At 67.3% G+C, this 16,830-nt stretch carries 17 protein-coding genes; 10 read left to right on the top strand and 7 right to left on the bottom strand.

Going from position 1 to position 16,830, the window contains the following annotated elements; genetic code table 11:
* Positions 1-39 precede the first annotated feature (39 nt).
* The 8 genes from AC06FB_RS07005 (at position 40) to AC06FB_RS07040 (ending at position 7,798) form a co-directional block, all read left to right on the top strand.
* Complete coding sequence (locus AC06FB_RS07005; protein ID WP_053515559.1) at positions 40-966, top strand: phosphoribosylaminoimidazolesuccinocarboxamide synthase; 927 nt, start codon at positions 40-42, stop codon at positions 964-966.
* A gap of 117 nt (positions 967-1,083) precedes the next feature.
* Positions 1,084-1,569 (top strand): Mpo1 family 2-hydroxy fatty acid dioxygenase, encoded by a 486-nt coding sequence (locus AC06FB_RS07010; protein WP_053515557.1) that lies wholly within the window; start codon positions 1,084-1,086, stop codon positions 1,567-1,569.
* 321 nt (positions 1,570-1,890) lie between these two features.
* Entirely contained in the window at positions 1,891-4,719 is a 2,829-nt protein-coding gene (locus AC06FB_RS07015) for a monovalent cation/H+ antiporter subunit A (protein ID WP_065174372.1), read from the top strand.
* A complete protein-coding gene (locus AC06FB_RS07020; protein WP_053515553.1) occupies positions 4,719-5,096 on the top strand; it encodes a Na+/H+ antiporter subunit C in 378 nt (125 codons plus the stop codon). Before AC06FB_RS07015 ends, AC06FB_RS07020 begins: the two co-directional genes overlap by 1 nt.
* Positions 5,093-6,628 (top strand): monovalent cation/H+ antiporter subunit D, encoded by a 1,536-nt coding sequence (locus AC06FB_RS07025; protein WP_128988919.1) that lies wholly within the window; start codon positions 5,093-5,095, stop codon positions 6,626-6,628. The genes AC06FB_RS07020 and AC06FB_RS07025 overlap by 4 nt, the downstream gene beginning before the upstream one ends.
* Positions 6,625-7,131 carry a Na+/H+ antiporter subunit E gene (locus AC06FB_RS07030; RefSeq protein WP_180875583.1) on the top strand — a complete coding sequence of 169 codons (507 nt, stop codon included), beginning with the start codon at positions 6,625-6,627 and terminating at the stop codon, positions 7,129-7,131. Before AC06FB_RS07025 ends, AC06FB_RS07030 begins: the two co-directional genes overlap by 4 nt.
* The gene (locus AC06FB_RS07035) at positions 7,128-7,412 is read left to right on the top strand and encodes a K+/H+ antiporter subunit F (protein ID WP_053515548.1); all 285 of its coding nucleotides are present in this window, start codon (positions 7,128-7,130) and stop codon (positions 7,410-7,412) included. The genes AC06FB_RS07030 and AC06FB_RS07035 overlap by 4 nt, the downstream gene beginning before the upstream one ends.
* Positions 7,409-7,798 (top strand): Na+/H+ antiporter subunit G, encoded by a 390-nt coding sequence (locus AC06FB_RS07040; RefSeq protein ID WP_053515546.1) that lies wholly within the window; start codon positions 7,409-7,411, stop codon positions 7,796-7,798. The genes AC06FB_RS07035 and AC06FB_RS07040 overlap by 4 nt, the downstream gene beginning before the upstream one ends.
* A gap of 64 nt (positions 7,799-7,862) precedes the next feature.
* Here AC06FB_RS07040 and AC06FB_RS07045 read toward each other — a convergent pair whose 3' ends face one another.
* Both AC06FB_RS07045 and AC06FB_RS07050 read right to left on the bottom strand, forming a co-directional pair.
* Positions 7,863-8,828 (bottom strand): sodium:calcium antiporter, encoded by a 966-nt coding sequence (locus tag AC06FB_RS07045; RefSeq protein ID WP_164151953.1) that lies wholly within the window; start codon positions 8,826-8,828, stop codon positions 7,863-7,865.
* A 73-nt stretch (positions 8,829-8,901) separates the two neighbouring features.
* The gene (locus tag AC06FB_RS07050) at positions 8,902-9,558 is read right to left on the bottom strand and encodes a hypothetical protein (RefSeq protein WP_053515542.1); all 657 of its coding nucleotides are present in this window, start codon (positions 9,556-9,558) and stop codon (positions 8,902-8,904) included.
* 121 nt (positions 9,559-9,679) lie between these two features.
* On the opposite strand from AC06FB_RS07050, the gene AC06FB_RS07055 reads away from it, so the two are divergent.
* Positions 9,680-10,204: a hypothetical protein gene (locus AC06FB_RS07055; protein ID WP_262101380.1), complete on the top strand. Its 525-nt coding sequence runs from the start codon at positions 9,680-9,682 to the stop codon at positions 10,202-10,204.
* A gap of 3 nt (positions 10,205-10,207) precedes the next feature.
* Here AC06FB_RS07055 and hmgA read toward each other — a convergent pair whose 3' ends face one another.
* Both hmgA and hppD read right to left on the bottom strand, forming a co-directional pair.
* On the bottom strand, positions 10,208-11,506 hold the full coding sequence (hmgA, locus tag AC06FB_RS07060; protein ID WP_065174368.1) for a homogentisate 1,2-dioxygenase: 1,299 nt from the start codon (positions 11,504-11,506) through the stop codon (positions 10,208-10,210).
* Between the two features lie 83 nt (positions 11,507-11,589).
* Positions 11,590-12,702, bottom strand: coding sequence for a 4-hydroxyphenylpyruvate dioxygenase (gene hppD, locus AC06FB_RS07065; protein WP_227255313.1), 1,113 nt, complete (start codon positions 12,700-12,702; stop codon positions 11,590-11,592).
* Between the two features lie 129 nt (positions 12,703-12,831).
* Between hppD and AC06FB_RS07070 the strand changes: the two genes are divergently transcribed.
* A complete protein-coding gene (locus tag AC06FB_RS07070) occupies positions 12,832-13,326 on the top strand; it encodes a MarR family winged helix-turn-helix transcriptional regulator (protein WP_193396013.1) in 495 nt (164 codons plus the stop codon).
* A gap of 43 nt (positions 13,327-13,369) precedes the next feature.
* Here AC06FB_RS07070 and AC06FB_RS07075 read toward each other — a convergent pair whose 3' ends face one another.
* The 3 genes from AC06FB_RS07075 to AC06FB_RS07085 all read right to left on the bottom strand — a co-directional run bounded on the left by AC06FB_RS07075 (position 13,370) and on the right by AC06FB_RS07085 (position 16,756).
* Positions 13,370-14,509, bottom strand: coding sequence for a hypothetical protein (locus tag AC06FB_RS07075; protein ID WP_193396014.1), 1,140 nt, complete (start codon positions 14,507-14,509; stop codon positions 13,370-13,372).
* 131 nt (positions 14,510-14,640) lie between these two features.
* Positions 14,641-15,240, bottom strand: a complete 600-nt coding sequence (locus AC06FB_RS07080; protein ID WP_065174365.1) for a thioredoxin family protein — start codon at positions 15,238-15,240, stop codon at positions 14,641-14,643.
* A 16-nt stretch (positions 15,241-15,256) separates the two neighbouring features.
* Positions 15,257-16,756, bottom strand: a complete 1,500-nt coding sequence (locus AC06FB_RS07085) for a peptide MFS transporter (RefSeq protein ID WP_053519850.1) — start codon at positions 16,754-16,756, stop codon at positions 15,257-15,259.
* Positions 16,757-16,830: the final 74 nt, after the last annotated feature.

The following is a 16,830-nucleotide window of genomic DNA, read 5'->3' on the forward strand; positions in this document are numbered from 1 at the left end:
CCGTTGGGCAGCCGTATCGACAACGCCCCAGGAGTGCCCGTGCCAACCACGCTGTTGCAATCCGATCTCCCCGGCCTGCCCTTGCGCCACCGCGGCAAGGTGCGTGATGTGTTCGATATCCCGCGCGAGCGGCTGCCTGCAGGGACCCCGCCGGGCGACTACCTGCTGATGGTCGCCACCGATCGCCTGTCGGCGTTCGACGTGGTGCTGCCCGACCCGATCCCGGGCAAGGGCGAAATGCTCTGCCAGGTCTCCAATTTCTGGTTCGCCAAGACCGCGCACCTGATGCCCAATCACCTGACCGGCATCGACGTGGCCAGCGTGCTGCCTGAAGGCGTGGACCCGGCGCTGTACGCCCGGCGCGCCGTGGTCACCCGCAAGCTGAAGCCGGTGCCGGTGGAAGCGATCGCCCGCGGCTACCTGATCGGCAGCGGCTGGAAGGACTACCAGCGCACCGGCAAGGTCAGCGGCATCGACCTGCCCGATGGGCTGCGCCAGGCCGAGCAGCTGCCCGAACCGATCTTTACCCCCTCGACCAAGGCCGCGGTGGGCGACCATGACGAGAACATCGATTTCGATGCGATGGTGCGGCAGGTCGGCGCCGAACTGGCCGAGCGCGTGCGCGATGCCACCCTGCGCATCTACAAGTTCGCCGCCGATTACGCCCGCGAGCGCGGCATCATCCTGGCCGACACCAAGTTCGAGTTCGGCACCGATGCCGACGGCCGCCTGTACATCATGGACGAGATGCTGACGCCGGATTCATCGCGTTACTGGCCGGCCGACGAGTACGAAGTGGGCACCAGCCCGCCCAGCTACGACAAGCAGTTCGTGCGCGATTACCTGGAGACGCTGGACTGGGGCAAGACCGCCCCGGGCCCGAACATCCCGGCGGAGATCATCGAGCGCACCCGCGCCAAGTACGCCGAGGCGCTGCAGCGTTTGGCCGGGATCAGCGTCGACTGATCCCCTGCGCCCCCGGTCGCGGCGACCGGGGGCGTCCTGCCCGGCAGCGCCCAGGGTGGCGCTGTGCGAAGGCGCCCGGGAGTATGCTGTCGGCCTCACCGGAGGAAGCGAAGAAGCATGCAGACCACCACCGAGCTCGCGCGGCCGATCGACCGCTACTTCGCCAGCTACTCCGACGATCACCGCAATACGATCAACCAGCGCATCCACGTGGTCGCGGTACCGGCCATCCTGTGGTCGGCCGTGGCCCTGCTGTGGTGCCTGCCCCCCCTGATCACCTGGTTCCAGTACGGCATCTGGTCGGCGTTCGCGATGTTCAGTGCTTGGTGCTTCTACAACAAGCTGTCGCGTCCGCTGGGCATCGGCATGCTCATCCAGTTCTTCGTGTTCGGCTGCCTGTGCCGCCTGCTGGAGGCCGAGATCGGCCTGCACAACCTGTTCTGGCTGGCGGTGACGGTGTTCGTCGTGGCCTGGATCGCGCAGTTCATCGGGCACAAGTTCGAGGGCCGCAAGCCCAGCTTCCTGACCGACCTGACTTACCTGCTGATCGGCCCGGCCTGGGTGATGGCCAAGCTCTATCGCAGGCTCGACTGGCGTTACTGACACGCCTCCGGGCGAGCGTCACCCTCGCTTCCTGAACGGGCGGGCTTCCTCACCTGCGGTCCACTGCCGGCCTGCCAGCCTGCACGCTCAGCCCTTTGCCTGAGCGCCTGTCGCAGCGGCAGCCCCTGTGCGACAGGGCCTGCGGTCGCCGTGCGCGGGCGTAGGGTGCGGCCCCTGGCCGGCACCGCGGAGTAGATGCTGCACTGCAAAAAAAATGAATCAGCGAACGTTACAGGCAATTGATCGCCGTTCGATGGCTTTCGGCGACATTTCGCAGCCTGTTATCCTCACTGACCTGCTCGTGAATCATGGATTCCCTGCATGCTCCCCAGCCTGCCTCTGCTGCTGGCCCTGCCGTTCCTGATGGCAGCGGCTGTTGCGGCCTTCCCCCGTAGTTCGCGCTCGACTGCTGCCTGGCTGGCGGCGCTGGCGCCGTTGGGCGGCTTGGCCATTCTCGGCTGGCTCACCCCGGCGGTGCTCGACGGCCAGATCGTCCGCACCCTGCTGCCCTGGCTGCCGCAGATCGGCCTGGACTTCCATCTGCGGCTGGACGGCCTGGCCTGGATGTTTGCCGGCCTGGTGCTGGGCATCGGCGCGCTGGTGGTGCTGTACGCGCGGTACTACCTCAGTGCGCAGGACAACGCCCACCGCTTCTACTGCTACCTGCTGCTGTTCATGGGCGCCATGCTCGGCATGGTGCTGTCGGGCAACCTGCTGTTGCTGATGATCTTCTGGGAAATGACCAGCATCAGCTCGTTCCTGCTGATCGGCTTCTGGTCGCATCGCCAGGACGCGCGCGAGGGCGCACGCATGGCGCTGGTGATCACCGGCGGCGGCGGGCTGGCCCTGCTCGGTGGCGTGCTGCTGATCGGGCGCATCGTCGGCAGCTTCGACCTGGATGTGGTGCTGGCGGCCGGTGAACAGATCCGCGCCAGCGCGCTGTATCCCTATGCCCTGTTCCTGGTGCTGGCCGGCATCTTCACCAAGAGCGCGCAGTTCCCGTTCCATTTCTGGTTGCCGCATGCGATGGCGGCGCCGACACCGGTCTCGGCCTACCTGCACTCGGCCACCATGGTCAAAGCAGGCGTGTTCCTGCTGGCGCGCCTGCATCCGGCACTGGCCGGCAGCGACCTGTTCTTCTATACGGTGAGCGGCATCGGCGCGCTCACCCTGCTGATCGGCGCCTGGAACGCGATCTTCCAGCACGACCTGAAAGGGCTGCTGGCGTATTCGACGATCTCCCACCTGGGCCTGATCACCCTGCTGTTCGGCCTGTCCACGCCGATGGCGGTGGTCGCCGGCGTGTTCCACATCCTCAACCACGCCACCTTCAAGGCCTCGCTGTTCATGGCCGCCGGCATCATCGACCATGAGACCGGCACCCGCGACATGCGCAAGCTGGGCGGACTGCGGAAACTGATGCCCTTCACCAGCGCACTGGCGATCATCGCCTCGCTGGCCATGGCCGGCATTCCGCTGCTCAACGGCTTCCTGTCCAAGGAAATGCTGTTCGCCGAGGCGATCAGCGCCGGCGGCACCGAGACCATGCGCATGGCGGTGTCGATCGCGGCGTTGCTGGCCGGCGTGTTCGGCGTGGCCTACAGCCTGCGCTTCGTGCACGACACCTTCTTCGGCCCCGGCCCGCACGGGCTGGACCGCGTTCCCCATGAACCGCCGCGCTGGATGAAGGTACCGGTGGAACTGCTGGTGGTGGTCTGCGTGGCAGTCGGCATCGCGCCCGCGCTGACGGTGGCGCCGGTCCTGCATGCCGCTGCCGCCTCCATCCTCGGCAGCGCCATGCCCGAGTACAGCCTGTCGGTATGGCATGGCTTCAACCTGCCGCTGGCGATGAGCGCGATCGGCGTGGTGGGCGGTATCGCCCTGTACTTCGGCCTGCGCAAGCTGATCAACCTGCATGCCGTGACCAATACCACCACCGGCCGCAACGTGTTCCATGCGCAGCTGGATGCGGTTTCCGCACTGGCCATGCGCCTGACCAACGGCATTGCCAACGGCAGCCTGCAGCGGATGCTGCTGGGCCTGGTGCTGGTCGCGATCGTGGTGGCCGCCGCGCCGTTCGTGGCGAATCCGGCGTCCCCGAACTGGACCGCGCCGCAGCCGATTCCACTGCTGGGCTGGGCGTTGTGGCTGGTGATGATGGGCTGCGCGATCGCCACGCTGCGCGTGTACAAGCAGCGCCTGCTGGCGGTGCTGCTGGTGGGCGGCGTCGGCCTGATGGTGGCGCTGACCTTCGTGTTCCTGTCGGCACCGGATCTGGCACTGACCCAGCTGCTGGTGGAGATGGTGACCCTGGTCCTGATGCTGCTGGGGATGAACTATCTGCCCGCGCAGTCCGGACCGGAGCGGCCGCGCTGGCGCAAGCGCCGCGACGCGCTGATCGCGGTCATCGCCGGTTCCGGTCTCGGCGCGCTGGCCTATACCGCGATGACCCTGCCGCCGAACACCATGGCCGGTGAGCTGGTGGCGCGTGCCCTGCCCGAAGCGTATGGCCAGAACGTGGTCAACGTGATCCTGGTCGACTTCCGCGGCTTTGATACCTTCGGCGAGATCACCGTGTTCGGCATCGCCGCGCTGGTGGTGCACGCGCTGCTGCGCCGCACGCGGATGGCCCCGGAGCAGATCATGCCCGGGCCGCCGATCAAGCTGCCGGTACCGGCCGACCTGGCGCAGATCATGTTCCCGCTGACGCTGACGGTCTCCATCTTCCTGTTCCTGCGCGGTCACAACGCCCCGGGCGGCGGGTTCATCGCCGGCCTGGTACTGGCGGTGCCGCTGCTGATCCAGTACGTGATCCAGGGTACGGCATCGGTGGAGTCGCGCTTCGGCTTCGACTACATCCGGTGCATCGGTACCGGCCTGCTGATCGCCCTGCTCAGTGGCAGTGCTTCGATGCTGTTCGGCGTGCCGTTCCTGACCAGCGGGCACCTCGACCTGCACCTGCCGCTGATCGGCGACGTGCCGCTGGCCAGCGCGATCGGCTTCGACATCGGCGTGTACCTGGTGGTGTTCGGTGGCGCCATGCTGATGCTGTCGATGATGGGCACGGTCAAGCCCTCTCGAACCCGCACCGCCCGCAAGGGCGAGATCGATCTGCAACGCCGTTCGGCCCGCACCGGGGAGATGCACTGATGGAACTGGCCCTGGCCACCGCGATCGGCGTGCTGACCGCCATCGGCGTGTACCTGCTGCTGCGGGCGCGCAGCTTCGACGTGATCCTTGGCATGACCTTCCTGTCCTACGCCACCAACCTGCTGATCTTTGCCGGTGGGCGCCTGGTGCAGGGCAAGGCACCGGTACTGCAGGAAGGCGTCGAAAGCCACCTGGGCAACTACACCGACCCGTTGCCACAGGCGCTGGTACTGACGGCCATCGTGATCGCCTTCGCGATGACTGCAGTGAGCATCGTGCTGGCCATGCGCAGCCGCAGCGACAACCACAGCGACCACGTGGACGCGCACGAGCCCGATGACGATGCGCCGCCGCGCCAGGGCGAGGACCGCGCATGAACCATCTGGTGATCCTGCCGATCCTGGTTCCCCTGCTCGGCGCCGCACTGTCACTGTTCGTCGAGCATCGCCGCTATGGTCCGAAGGTACAGCGGACCGTGGCCTGGACGGCACTGGCGGCCCTGGCCGTGGTGGTCGGGCTGCTGTTCGCCGATACGGCGGGCGGTGACATCCGCGTCTACCTGCTGGGTGACTGGCCCTCGCGCCTGGGCATCGCGCTGGTGGCCGACCGGCTGTCGGCGTGGATGCTGCTGACCACCCTGCTGCTGGCCATCCCCTGCCTGCTGCATGCCTGCTCGGGCTGGGACCGGCGCGCGCCGCACTTCCATGCGCTGTTCCAGTTCCAGCTGGTCGGCCTCAACGGTGCGTTCCTCACCGGCGACATCTTCAACCTGTTCGTGTTCTTCGAGGTGATGCTGATCGCTTCCTACGGCCTGCTGCTGAGCGGCGGCCGTGGCCTGCGCATGCGCATCGGCCTGCACTACGTGGTGTTCAATGTCACCGCATCGACGCTGTTCCTGATCGCACTCGGCCTGCTGTACGCCTCGCTCGGCTCGTTGAACATGGCGGAGCTGTCGCAGCGCATCGCCGAGGTTCCGCCGGCACAGCTGACCCTGGTGAAGGCCACGATGGGCCTGCTGCTGCTGGTGTTCTGCGCCAAGGCCGCCCTGATGCCGCTGTACCTTTGGCTGCCCGAATCGTACGCGCGCGCACCTGCTGCGGTCGCTGCGCTGTTTGCGATCATGACCAAGGTCGGCCTGTACGCCGTGCTGCGCGTGCAGATGCTGTGGTTCGGCGAGGACGCCGGCGCGATGGCCGGGTACGGACGCGACTGGCTGCTGTGGGCCGGCGTGGCCACGCTGGTACTGGGCGGCCTGGGCGCGTTGGCCGCCGCGCGCCTGCGCGTGCTGATCTCCTACCTGGTGATCGTCTCGGCCGCGACCCTGTTCATTGCCTTCGCGGTGGGCACGCCGAAGGTGCTCTCCGCCGGTCTGTACTATCTGCCACACAGCAGTTTCGTCGCTGCCGCGCTGTTCCTGGTGGCCGACCTGATCCGGCGCCGGCGCGGCGGTGCCAGCGACCGCAAGGAAGTGATCGCACCGATGCCGGGCAAGGAAACGCCAGCGGTACTGTTCCTGATCGGCGCCGTGTCGGTCGCCGGACTTCCGCCGCTGTCGGGCTTCCTGGCCAAGGCCGCCCTGCTGGCCGGGATGCCGGCGCAGTACACCGGCGCGGTATGGACGGCCGTGCTGGTCAGCAGCCTGCTGGTCATCATGGGGCTGACCCGAGGGGGCATCCGCCTGTTCTGGCGCGTGCCGCTGCCCGAGCCGGACGCGCCGCCGCCCCGCAAGGCCAAGCTGCGCAGGGTCGAGCTGTTCGCTGCCTGCATCCTGCTGGCCTACGGCATCGGCATGACCCTGGCCGCCGCCCCGCTGATGCGCCATACCGACGCCACCGCCGCCCAGCTGCTGCAGCCGGGCGAGTACGTGCAACAGTTGCGCGCGACCACACCGGAGATCCGCCAGCCATGACCGCGCAACGCCCCCTGTTCCGCCGCCTGGTACCGTCGCCCGCACTGAGCATGATGGTGGTGGCGTTCTGGCTGCTGATGTCCGACAGCTTCAACCTTGGCCAGATCCTGCTGGGCCTTGTGCTGGGCGTGGTCGTGCCGCTGTTCGCCGCGCGCCTGGATCGCGAGTTCGCCCGCATCGGTACGTTGCGCCCGGTACCGAAGCTGCTGTGCGTCACCCTGTGGGACATCCTGATGTCCAACATCCGGGTGGCCCTGCAGGTACTCGGCCCGGAGAAGAACATCCATCCGGGCTTCATCTGGCTGCCGCTGGACATCGCCAACATCCACGGCATCGCCGCGCTGACCAGCATGATCACCCTGACCCCGGGTACGGTGTCGGCGGCACTCAGCGACGACCGCAGGTTCCTGCTGGTGCACGTGCTGCACCTGGAGGATCCACAGGCGCTGATCGACACGATCAAGCAACGTTACGAAGCCCCGTTGATGGAGATCTTCCCATGACCGGTTTTGAAGTCATCCAGACCACCCTGGTGGTATGCATGCACGTGGTCGGACTGGCCATGCTGCTGGCGACCTGGCGCCTGCTGCGCGGCCCGAGCGTGCCTGACCGCATCCTCGCCCTGGACACACTTTCAGTGACTGCCATCGCCGAACTGATGCTGTTCGGCATGTACCTCAACTCGCCGATCTACTTCGAGGCCGCACTGGTGATCGCCATGCTCGGCTTCGGCAGCACCGTGGTGCTGAGCAAGTTCGTGCTGCGCCGGGACATCGTCGAATGATCACCGCGATCCAGATCGGCCTGTCGGTCCTGCTGCTGTTCGGCTGCTTCTTCATCCTGGTCGGTGCGCTGGGCCTGGTGAAGCTGTCGACCTTCTTCAAGCGGCTGCATGCGCCGACCAAGGCCAGCACGCTGGGCGTGGGCTGCGTGCTGGTGTGTTCGGTCTGCTACCACATCTTCCTCGGCCAGGATCCGCAGCCGCGCGAGCTGCTGATCACCGTCTTCCTGTTCATCACCGCGCCGATCAGCGCGCACATGATGGCCAAGGCCGCGTTGTCGCTGCTGATGGAAACCCGTCCTACCCTGCCAGGCAACGAACGGGCTGCCGAAGAGCAGCTGCCGCCGCCGGAGCCGGCGCGGAAAGAAGAGCAGAGCCCGACACGCTGATCACACGACTCCCCGCATCCACTCAGGGCGGGGATCTGCTGCCGAGCCGTGCATGGGCTCGGCGCTACAGTGCCGGTGCACCCACCAGCAGCAGTTCCAATACGAACCAGCCGACGAACGCCACCAGCAGGATCACGCCTTCGCCACGGCTGATCTTCAGGTCGCCACGCAGCATCGGATACAGCACCAGGGCAAAAGCCAGCAGCGCGGGCAGTTCCAGGCGCACGAACGATGCCGGCAGGGCCAGCGGCTGCAGCGCCGCCATCGCGCCGATCACCAGCAGCAGATTGACCGCGCTGGAGCCGAGCACGTGGCCCAGCACCATGTCGCCATGGCCACGCCGCGCGGCGGCGATGGCGGTGGCCACCTCCGGCAAGGCCGTGCCGATCGCAAGCGGCAGCAGGCCGACCAGCAGCGGCGTCCATCCAAGTGCGACGCCGAAGTCGGCCGCCGCGCCAACGACCAGCCGCGCCCCCCAGTAAAGGGCCACCACGGCCACCAGCACACGCAGCATATTCAACGGCAGGCTGGTGCGGCTCAGCGCCGATCGTGCGATGGCCGCCTGCACATCGGCGGTCTCACTGCGGCCACGGCGCATCAGCACGGCCTGCATGACGACGAAGCCGGCCAGCAGCACGACACCTTCCCAGCGCGCGAGGCGGCCATCCAGCCCGAACAGGATCAACAGAACGCCGGCCCCCAGCAGCGACCACCAGAGCACGGCCTGCAGGCGCGCGCGCAGCAGCAACGGGGCCGCGATCGCCGCGATCGCCAGGGTCAGGCCCAGGTTGGCGATGCTGCTGCCCACCGCGTTGCCCAGCGCCAGTTCCGGCTGGCCCACGGCCAGCGCGCGGGCGTTGACCACCAGCTCCGGCATCGACGTCGCCACGCCGAGCAGCAGCAGACCCGCCGTGAACGGGCGGGCACCGAAGCGCTGGGCCAGGCCGGAAACGGCCTTGACGATGGAGTCTCCGCCGAGCCCCAGCAGCAGCAGGCCAAGCAGAAACCAGGCGATGGCAATGGCGATCATCGAGCACTCCCCCAGCGGTCGTCGCGCGATTCTACGCTTGGCCCGGCCGCGAGGCTGGGCGCTGCATCAAGGATCAGCCACAACCTTCGGTGTAATCGACCTGCGGGGTCTGGCCGACCCGCCACGCGCTGACCCGGCCGTCGGGCCCCAGGGCGAAATCGATCACCGCCGCACCTTCCTGCGCCGGACGCACGCGCAGGTGCTGGGCCTTGTCGTCGTACTTGTCGGGACCGACATCGGCACGCTCCGGATACAGCACCTGCAACTCGCCCAGGGTCATGCCGACCCTGCCGCCGCCCGGCGCGGTGATGGCGGCGCTGCGCACGTCATAGCGGACCAGCTTGCGGCCTTCGATCATCAGGCGTGGGTCATCGGCCTGCTGCGGACGCAGGAAATAGCAGTCCTCGTTGCCGTCGTCGGCCGGCAATGGCCTGCCTGCCGCATCGCTGCCCAGCCCCTGCAGCGGCGCGCCGAAGCCGCTGCGCACCTCGGCGATGCCCGCACCCAGCGCCACCCCGCCGAAACCGTCCAGGCGCGCGGGGCTGTCGGCGCGGGCATCGTTGGCCGGCCGTGACGCCAGGTCCGGATCGGCCGATTGCGCCGGGCCGGTGGCACTGGCGGTCTCGGCCGGCGAGTCGCTGCCGCTGCCGGCCGCTCCCTGTTTGTCCGAACCACCGCCACAGGCGGTCAGGGACAGCAGCATCAGGCCAGCCAATGGCAGCAGCTTCATCGGTATCGCTCCAGGAGGGATGGGCGGACGCTACCGCAGGCCGCGTGCAGGCGCTGCATTGTCATCGCTGTTTCATCGCCTTCGTTCAGGCTCGGCGTGCACCGTCCTGGCTGTCCCATCCATGCAACCGCGCAAGACCGATCTCGCCCGAACCGCGCTGCAGGCGCACCGCGCGCCGCTGGACATGCGCCAGCGCCGGCTGCTCATCCTGTGCGATGGCCAGCGCAGCGTCACCGAGCTGAGCGGGCTGATGGGCCAGGAGACGCCGGCCATGCTGATCCAGCTGATCCATGCCGGCTATCTGGAAACCGACGCCCCGCCTCCCGCGGCGGCGGCATCCGGGCGCACACCTGCCCGGCCGCAGGCACCCGCGCCTGCGGCCACGCCGATCGAACGGCGCCGCTCGCTGGTCGCCTCACGGATCTATCTGCTGGGCATCCTGGAGATGCAGCGGCATCCGCAGGCAGCGGCGCTGTTCCGCGACCTGCAGCAGGCACGTGCGCAGACCGATGTGCTGCAGGTGCTGCACTCGGCGTTGCAGGTACTGCCCGCGCTGACCTCCGAAGGCTACTGCGAACGCGTACGGCAGCGGCTGCTGGAAGTTCTGCCGCTGGAGCACTGCGACGCCTTCACCGATGCCGCATGAGGCTCATCGGAAGTTGTTGCGCAGCCCTGCCCAGCACTGCTGGTAATCGGCCTGCCGGTGCCCGGCATCAAGCGCCTGGGCGGTCGGGCGGATCACCGCGCGGGTCTCGAACATGAAGGCCATGGTGTCCTTGACCACGTCGGGCCTGGACAGATCGGCACTGGAGGCCCTGTCGAAGGTCGGTGCATCCGGTCCGTGGCCGCTCATGCAGTTGTGCAGGGAGGCGCCGCCCGGCACGAAGCCTTCGGCCTTGGCATCGTAGGCACCGTGCACCAGGCCCATGAACTCGCTGGCGATGTTGCGGTGGAACCACGGTGGCCGGAAGGTGTTCTGCGCCACCAGCCAGCGCGGCGGGAAGATGGCGAAATCCATGTTGCTGGTCCCTGCTGTGTCGCTGGGCGAATGCAGTACCAGGAAGATCGACGGGTCCGGGTGGTCGTAGCTGATCGAACCGAGGGTGTTGAAGCGGCGCAGATCGTAGCGGTACGGCGCGTAATTGCCGTGCCAGGCGACCACGTCCAGCGGCGAATGGTCGATCGGCGCGCGCCACAGGCGTCCTTCGAACTTGGCGATCAGTTCGAACTCACCGTCAAGGTCCTCGAAGGCCGCATGCGGGGTTTCAAAGTCGCGCGGATTGGCCAGGCCGTTGGCGCCGATCGGCCCCAGATCGGGCAGCTTCAGCAGGGCGCCGTAGTTCTCGCAGATGTAGCCCCGGCTCGGGCCATCAGGCAGCTCGACGCGGAAGCGCACGCCACGCGGAATCACCGCGATCTGCTGCGGTTCGATCTCGATCACGCCCAGCTCGGTCAGCAGGCGCAGGCCACCCAGCTGGGGCACGATCAGCAGTTCGCCGTCGGCATCGTAGAAGTAGCGGCCAACCATGTCCCGGTTCGCGGCATACAGATGAATGCCGACGCCGGCGTGGGCATCCGGCGAACCATTGCCGCCCATGGTGTACAGCCCTTCGACGAAGTCGGTGGGCAGTTCCGGCAGCGGCAGCGGGCTCCAGCGCAGCTGGTTCGGCGAGGCCGGCTGCGAGCCGAAATCGCACTGCAGGCGCGATTGCGCGAACGGGGTGAACTCACCGTGGGTCACCGCCGGGCGGATCCGGTACAGCCAGCTGCGCCGGTTGCTGCCGCGCGGCGCGGTGAAGGCGGTGCCGGACAGCTGCTCGGCATACAGGCCATGGGCCACCTTCTGCGGCGAGTTCTGCCCGACCGGCAGCGCGCCGGCCACGGCTTCGGTGGCGAATTCGTTGCCGAAACCGGACTGGTAGCCACGGGCGGTGATGGAGGTGGACATGGGGGCTCCTGGAACGGCAAGGCCGGAACGGAAAGCCGCCGGGCATGGCCCGGCGCTACCGCTGAGGGTGCAGGTCTGAAACGTTACAGCACGCCGCGGCGGATCTGGTCGCGCTCGATGCTCTCGAACAGCGCAGTGAAGTTGCCTTCGCCGAAACCTTCATTGCCCTTGCGCTGGATGATCTCGAAGAAGATCGGGCCGATGCAGTTCTGGGTGAAGATCTGCAGCAGCTTGCGCTGGTGGGTTTCCGGATCGGCGTCGATCAGGATCTTGTTCTTCGCCAGGCGCGGCACGTCCTCGCCATGGTTCGGCACGCGCTGGTCGATCACGTCGAAGTAGGTGTCCGGTGTGTCGAGGAAATCCACACCCTGCGCACGCATCGCCTCGACGGTCTCGTAGATGTTCTCGGTGAAGCAGGCGATGTGCTGGATGCCCTCGCCCTTGTAGGCATCCAGGTATTCGTTGATCTGGCTCTTCGGATCGGACGATTCGTTGAGCGGAATGCGCACGATGCCGTCCGGCGCGGTCATGGCCTTGGACACCAGGCCGGTCTTCAGGCCCTTGATGTCGAAGTAGCGGATCTCGCGGAAGTTGAACAGCCGCTCGTAGTAGTCCGACCACTGCTGCATGTTGCCGAAGTACAGGTTGTGGGTCAGGTGGTCGATGAAGGTCAGGCCGAAGCCCACCGGATGCTGATCGACGCCGGCGATCGGCTCGTAGTCGCCGTCGTAGATGCTGCCGGCGCTGCCATAGCGGTCGACCAGGTACAGCATGCAGTCACCGATGCCCTTGATGACCGGCGCGCCGACCGCCTTGCTGTCCGGCTTGAAGCCGATGGCCTCGGCACCGTTGCCCAGCGCGGTCTGGTAGACCTCCTGGCCCGGCTTCTTGAAGCGGATGGCGAAGCCGCAGGCGCACGGACCATGCTTTTCGGCGAAGTCGGCAGCGAACGAATCCGGGTCTTCGTTGACCAGGAAGTTGACGTCGCCCTGGCGATAGACGGTAATCGGACGCTGCTTGTGCCTAAGCACCGCCGTGAAACCCATCCTGCGGAAGTAGTCGTGCAGCTCCTGGCCGCGGCCGGCCGGGGCAGCAAACTCGACGAACTCGAAACCATCGATGCCCATCGGGTTCTCGAAGGTGGTGACCTGCATGCCCGGATTGGGATGCGAGGAGGGCTGGACTGCGGTATTCATGGCGGGGCTCCGAATCGGTACCGCATCGGTACAAACCAGGTGCGGGCAGGTAACGACCCGGCGAGAATGCAGGGTCTGGACCCAACCCTTATAGTTACACTTGAAACCACCAGCAAGGTGCACCGCAACATGAGCCCCGCCGATCCCGCTTCGACACGCCTGCGTGCATCGCACGTCCTGCTCGACCTGGAACAGTTCCTGCCCTACCGGCTGAGCGTGCTGTCCAACCGGGTCAGCGGCAACATCGCCAAGCTGTACGGTGATCGCTACGGTCTGGCCATTCCGGAATGGCGGGTCATCACCATCCTGGCGCTGTATCCCGGGTCGTCGGCCAGCGAGGTCTCCGACCGCACGGCGATGGACAAGGTGGCGGTCAGCCGCGCGGTGGCGCGCCTGCTCGAGCGTGGCTTCATCAAGCGCGAGACCCATGGCGACGACCGTCGCCGCTCGGTCCTGGCCCTGTCGGCAGCGGGCTTCGAGGTGTACGAGACCATCGCCCCGCTGGTGATCGAGATTACCCGCAAGCTGATGTCGGTGCTGAGCGAGGAGGAGGAACAGCTGCTGGAAAGGCTGATCCTGCGCCTGGCGGGCGATGGCCTGGAGCGGATGGGCGAAGGCGTCTGAGGCATGCCGCCGGGGCTCGGCGCCGGTCTCGGGACAGCACGATTCAGCTCAGGTGCTTGCGCCGCGCATGGATCCACGGCACTGCGAGTGCACCGATCGCGCCACCGGCAAAGCCCAGCGACGCGGCAACCGTGGCCGCTTCGACCGCACCCGGCAGGGCCAGCGCGGCAGCCACCAGCAGCAGCGACGGCACGCCGACGAAGGTGCCGAGGAAGAAATGCCAGCGCGGCGACCACGTGTTGAGCTGCAGCAGGCTGACCGGTTGCCATGCTTCGCCGGCTGCGTCTTCGGCCATCTTCGCCACCACCTTGCCCAGATCCACCTCGGGCAGCGCGCGTCCCTGGCGCGCGGTCGCCAGCGCCTCGGCAACGGCGTCCACGGGCGGGAAAGCGGACGGCCATGGCACCGGTGCGGGCACGCCGTAGGCCGTCAACAGCGGCACGCTCAGCCACGGTGCGACCAGTGGACGCATGCGACGGCGACCATGCACGCACCAGACCTGCGACTGGCCATGCGCGACCACGCTGTACAGCGCCAGCTCGGTGGCCGCCGGATAGCCCAGCATGGTCACCCGCGCGGCCAGGCTGTCCTGCCCCACCGCACGCAGGAAGCCCGGGCGGCTGCGCCCCTCCTGCATCCACGCCACGCCCAGTGCCCCGACCAGAAAGGCTTCGGCCACGTCCCTGCCGCCGGCAGTGGCGCGTTCGTCACTGGCCAGGTACCACGCCAGCGACTTCGGTTCGGCCACATCCGGCAGGCCCCAACGGCTGTCGTCGCCCAGCACATGACGCACCGGCAGGCGTGCGGCCGCGGTCTCGCCACGTTCTCCCGGCTGCAGGAACGGCAGCACGCCCTGGATGAAGGTGGACAGCTCGATGGCGCGTACGCCGTTGCCCTGCCATTCCGGCGGCAGCAGGCCGGCCAGCTGGCCCTGCGACGCCAGCGCATCGAGTCGCGATTTCTGTTCCACCAGCGTCTGCACCGCGCCCTTCAGCACGACGTTGTCAGGCAGTGCGATCTGCGGCAGGCGATGGTGCGGCGGGGCCGCTTCGGGGGCACTGTCGCCGATGCCGACGTCATCCAGCAGTGCGTCCTGTGCCGGCAGGGTCACGCCCTCGCCAGCACCACCCTCGCCCAGGCTGCTGGCAGGATCGGGCAATCGTTCGGCGTGGTCGCTGTGCATGGGCGTTCCGGTAGGGTGCGTCGACGTCGGGTCGACCGGGAGCCTTGCCGGTAACGGCGTGCGTGCGATGAAATTGAGGCGGCGATGCTGGGAATGTGACGGCGCGCGCATCCGCCGGGCATGGCCCGGCGCTACCGATCAGGCGCCCACTGCTTGAGGAAGGCCATCACCTGCGCCGGCAGGTAGGTCTCGCCCCTGCGCATTGCCGCCGTTGCCTGCGGTGCCAGCAGGGTGCCGTCGGCATCGAGCACCAGCAGGTAGGGGTAGTCGCGGCCCATCTCCGGGAACTGGCCGAGGAAAGCGCTGTTGGGCTTCTCGTCGCTCTCATTGACCTTCACCCACACGTAGTGGGCATCGCGGAAACGGCGCAGGTCGCCATCCCCCTCCACGATCTGGTCCAGCGCATGACAGCGGTCGCAGCCGGCGTTGCCGACCTCGAGGATGATGCGCTTCTTGCCACGCTGGGCTTCCACCTTGGCGGTGGCCAGATCGTCGGCGGGGTCGCGGGCCGGGTCGAACTGTGCACTGAGCCCGGCGATGGCGGCGATATCCGCCGCCACCGGGGTGTTGCCCGAGGCCACCGGTTCGCTGGGGTCAGCGACCGGTGGCTCGGTGGGACGGGTATCCAGTGGCTGCGTCGGCCCGGTGGCGGCGGGTGGCGGGGGTTGCGAACACGCGCCGATCAGCGCCGCACAGACCATCCCCATCGCACCACCGAGCTTCCTACGCATGCCAGCTACCCTCTCATCACTTGACGCCGTGCATCAGCTTGTTGATCAGCGGGGCGATCAGGAACAGCACCACGCCGGAACCGATCAGGGCCCAGAAGCCGAAGGTATACCCCTTCAGTGCCGAATCGATCGTCATGCCGCCTTCACCACTGACGGCGCCGGCGAAGATGCCCGACAGGTTGTTGCCGATGCCGGTGGACAGGAACCAGCCACCCATGCCGAAGCCGACCAGGCGGACCGGGGCCAGCTTGGTCACCATCGACAGGCCGATCGGCGACAGGCACAGCTCACCGACGGACTGGATGACGTAGACCATGAACAGGGTCCAGAACGGGATCTTGCCGTCCACGACCATCTGCGACAGGGCAAACATCAGCAGGGCGAAGGCCGCGCCGTTGAACAGCAGGCCCAGGCCGAACTTGCGCGGGATGGACGGATTGGCGCGACCCAGGGCCACCCAGATCCAGGCGATCAGCGGCGCCAGGGTGATGATGGCCACCGAGTTCACCGACTGGAACCACGCGGTCGGGAAGGTCCAGTTGCCGAAGTCACGGTTGACGATGTTCTCGGCCAGGAAGGTGAACGAGCTGCCGGCCTGTTCGAAGAACATCCAGAACATGACGTTGAACGCGAAGATGATCAGCATGGCGATCACGCGGTCGCGCTGCACCTTGCCCTCGCGGATGCCTTCGACCAGCAGCAGCACGGCCAGCGCAGCGAACATCACGCCCAGGATCCAGGCCAGCGCGGTGGCGCCGGTCGCCAGCAGGAAGTAGGCGACCGGGATGGCCACCAGCGCGCCCACCAGCACCATCACGATGCGACCGAAGCCTTCGGCACCGGCCGGCGGTGCGCCGATGCCCTTCAGGCCGGCCCGGCCGATGTAGAACCACACCAGCGAGATCAGCATGCCCACGCCGGAGGCGATGAACACGACCTTGTACGACGGCATTTCCGAAGTGCCGAACACCTTGCGGGCCAGGTACTCGGTCAGCACCGGGGCGATCATCGCGCCGATGTTGATGCCCATGTAGAAGATGGTGAAGCCCGAATCGCGGCGCTCGTCCTTCAGGCCATACAGCTTGCCGACCATGGTGGAGATGTTCGGCTTGAACAGGCCGTTGCCCACGATGATCGTGGCCAGGCCGAGCTTGAACAGATGCTCTTCCGGCAGCGAGATCATGAACAGGCCGGCCGCCATGATGATCGCGCCGGTCAGGATCGAGCGCTGGTAGCCCAGCACCCGGTCGGCCACGTAGCCGCCGAAGATCGCCGCCGCGTACACCAGCGCCAGATAGGCACCGTAGATGCGGCTGGCATCGCCCTCGCCGGCGGCGTTGCCGTTGTAGAACTGGGCGACGATGTACAGCACCAAGGCCCAGCGGATGCCGTAGAACGCAAAGCGTTCCCAGAACTCGGTCATGAACAGCATCCACAGCGGGCGCGGGTGGCCCAGCGTGGTCTTGAAGTCCGGCAGCGCCGGCTCCGGGGTGTTCGCAGTGGCGTTTACGCTCATGCGGGATTCCTGGTTCGGTGGATGACGAGCACGTCCGATGTGCAATGGAGCAACGCGCGAGGATCACCGACTTG

The sequence above is a fragment of the Stenotrophomonas sp. Steno-C15 genome, from assembly GCF_056393265.1.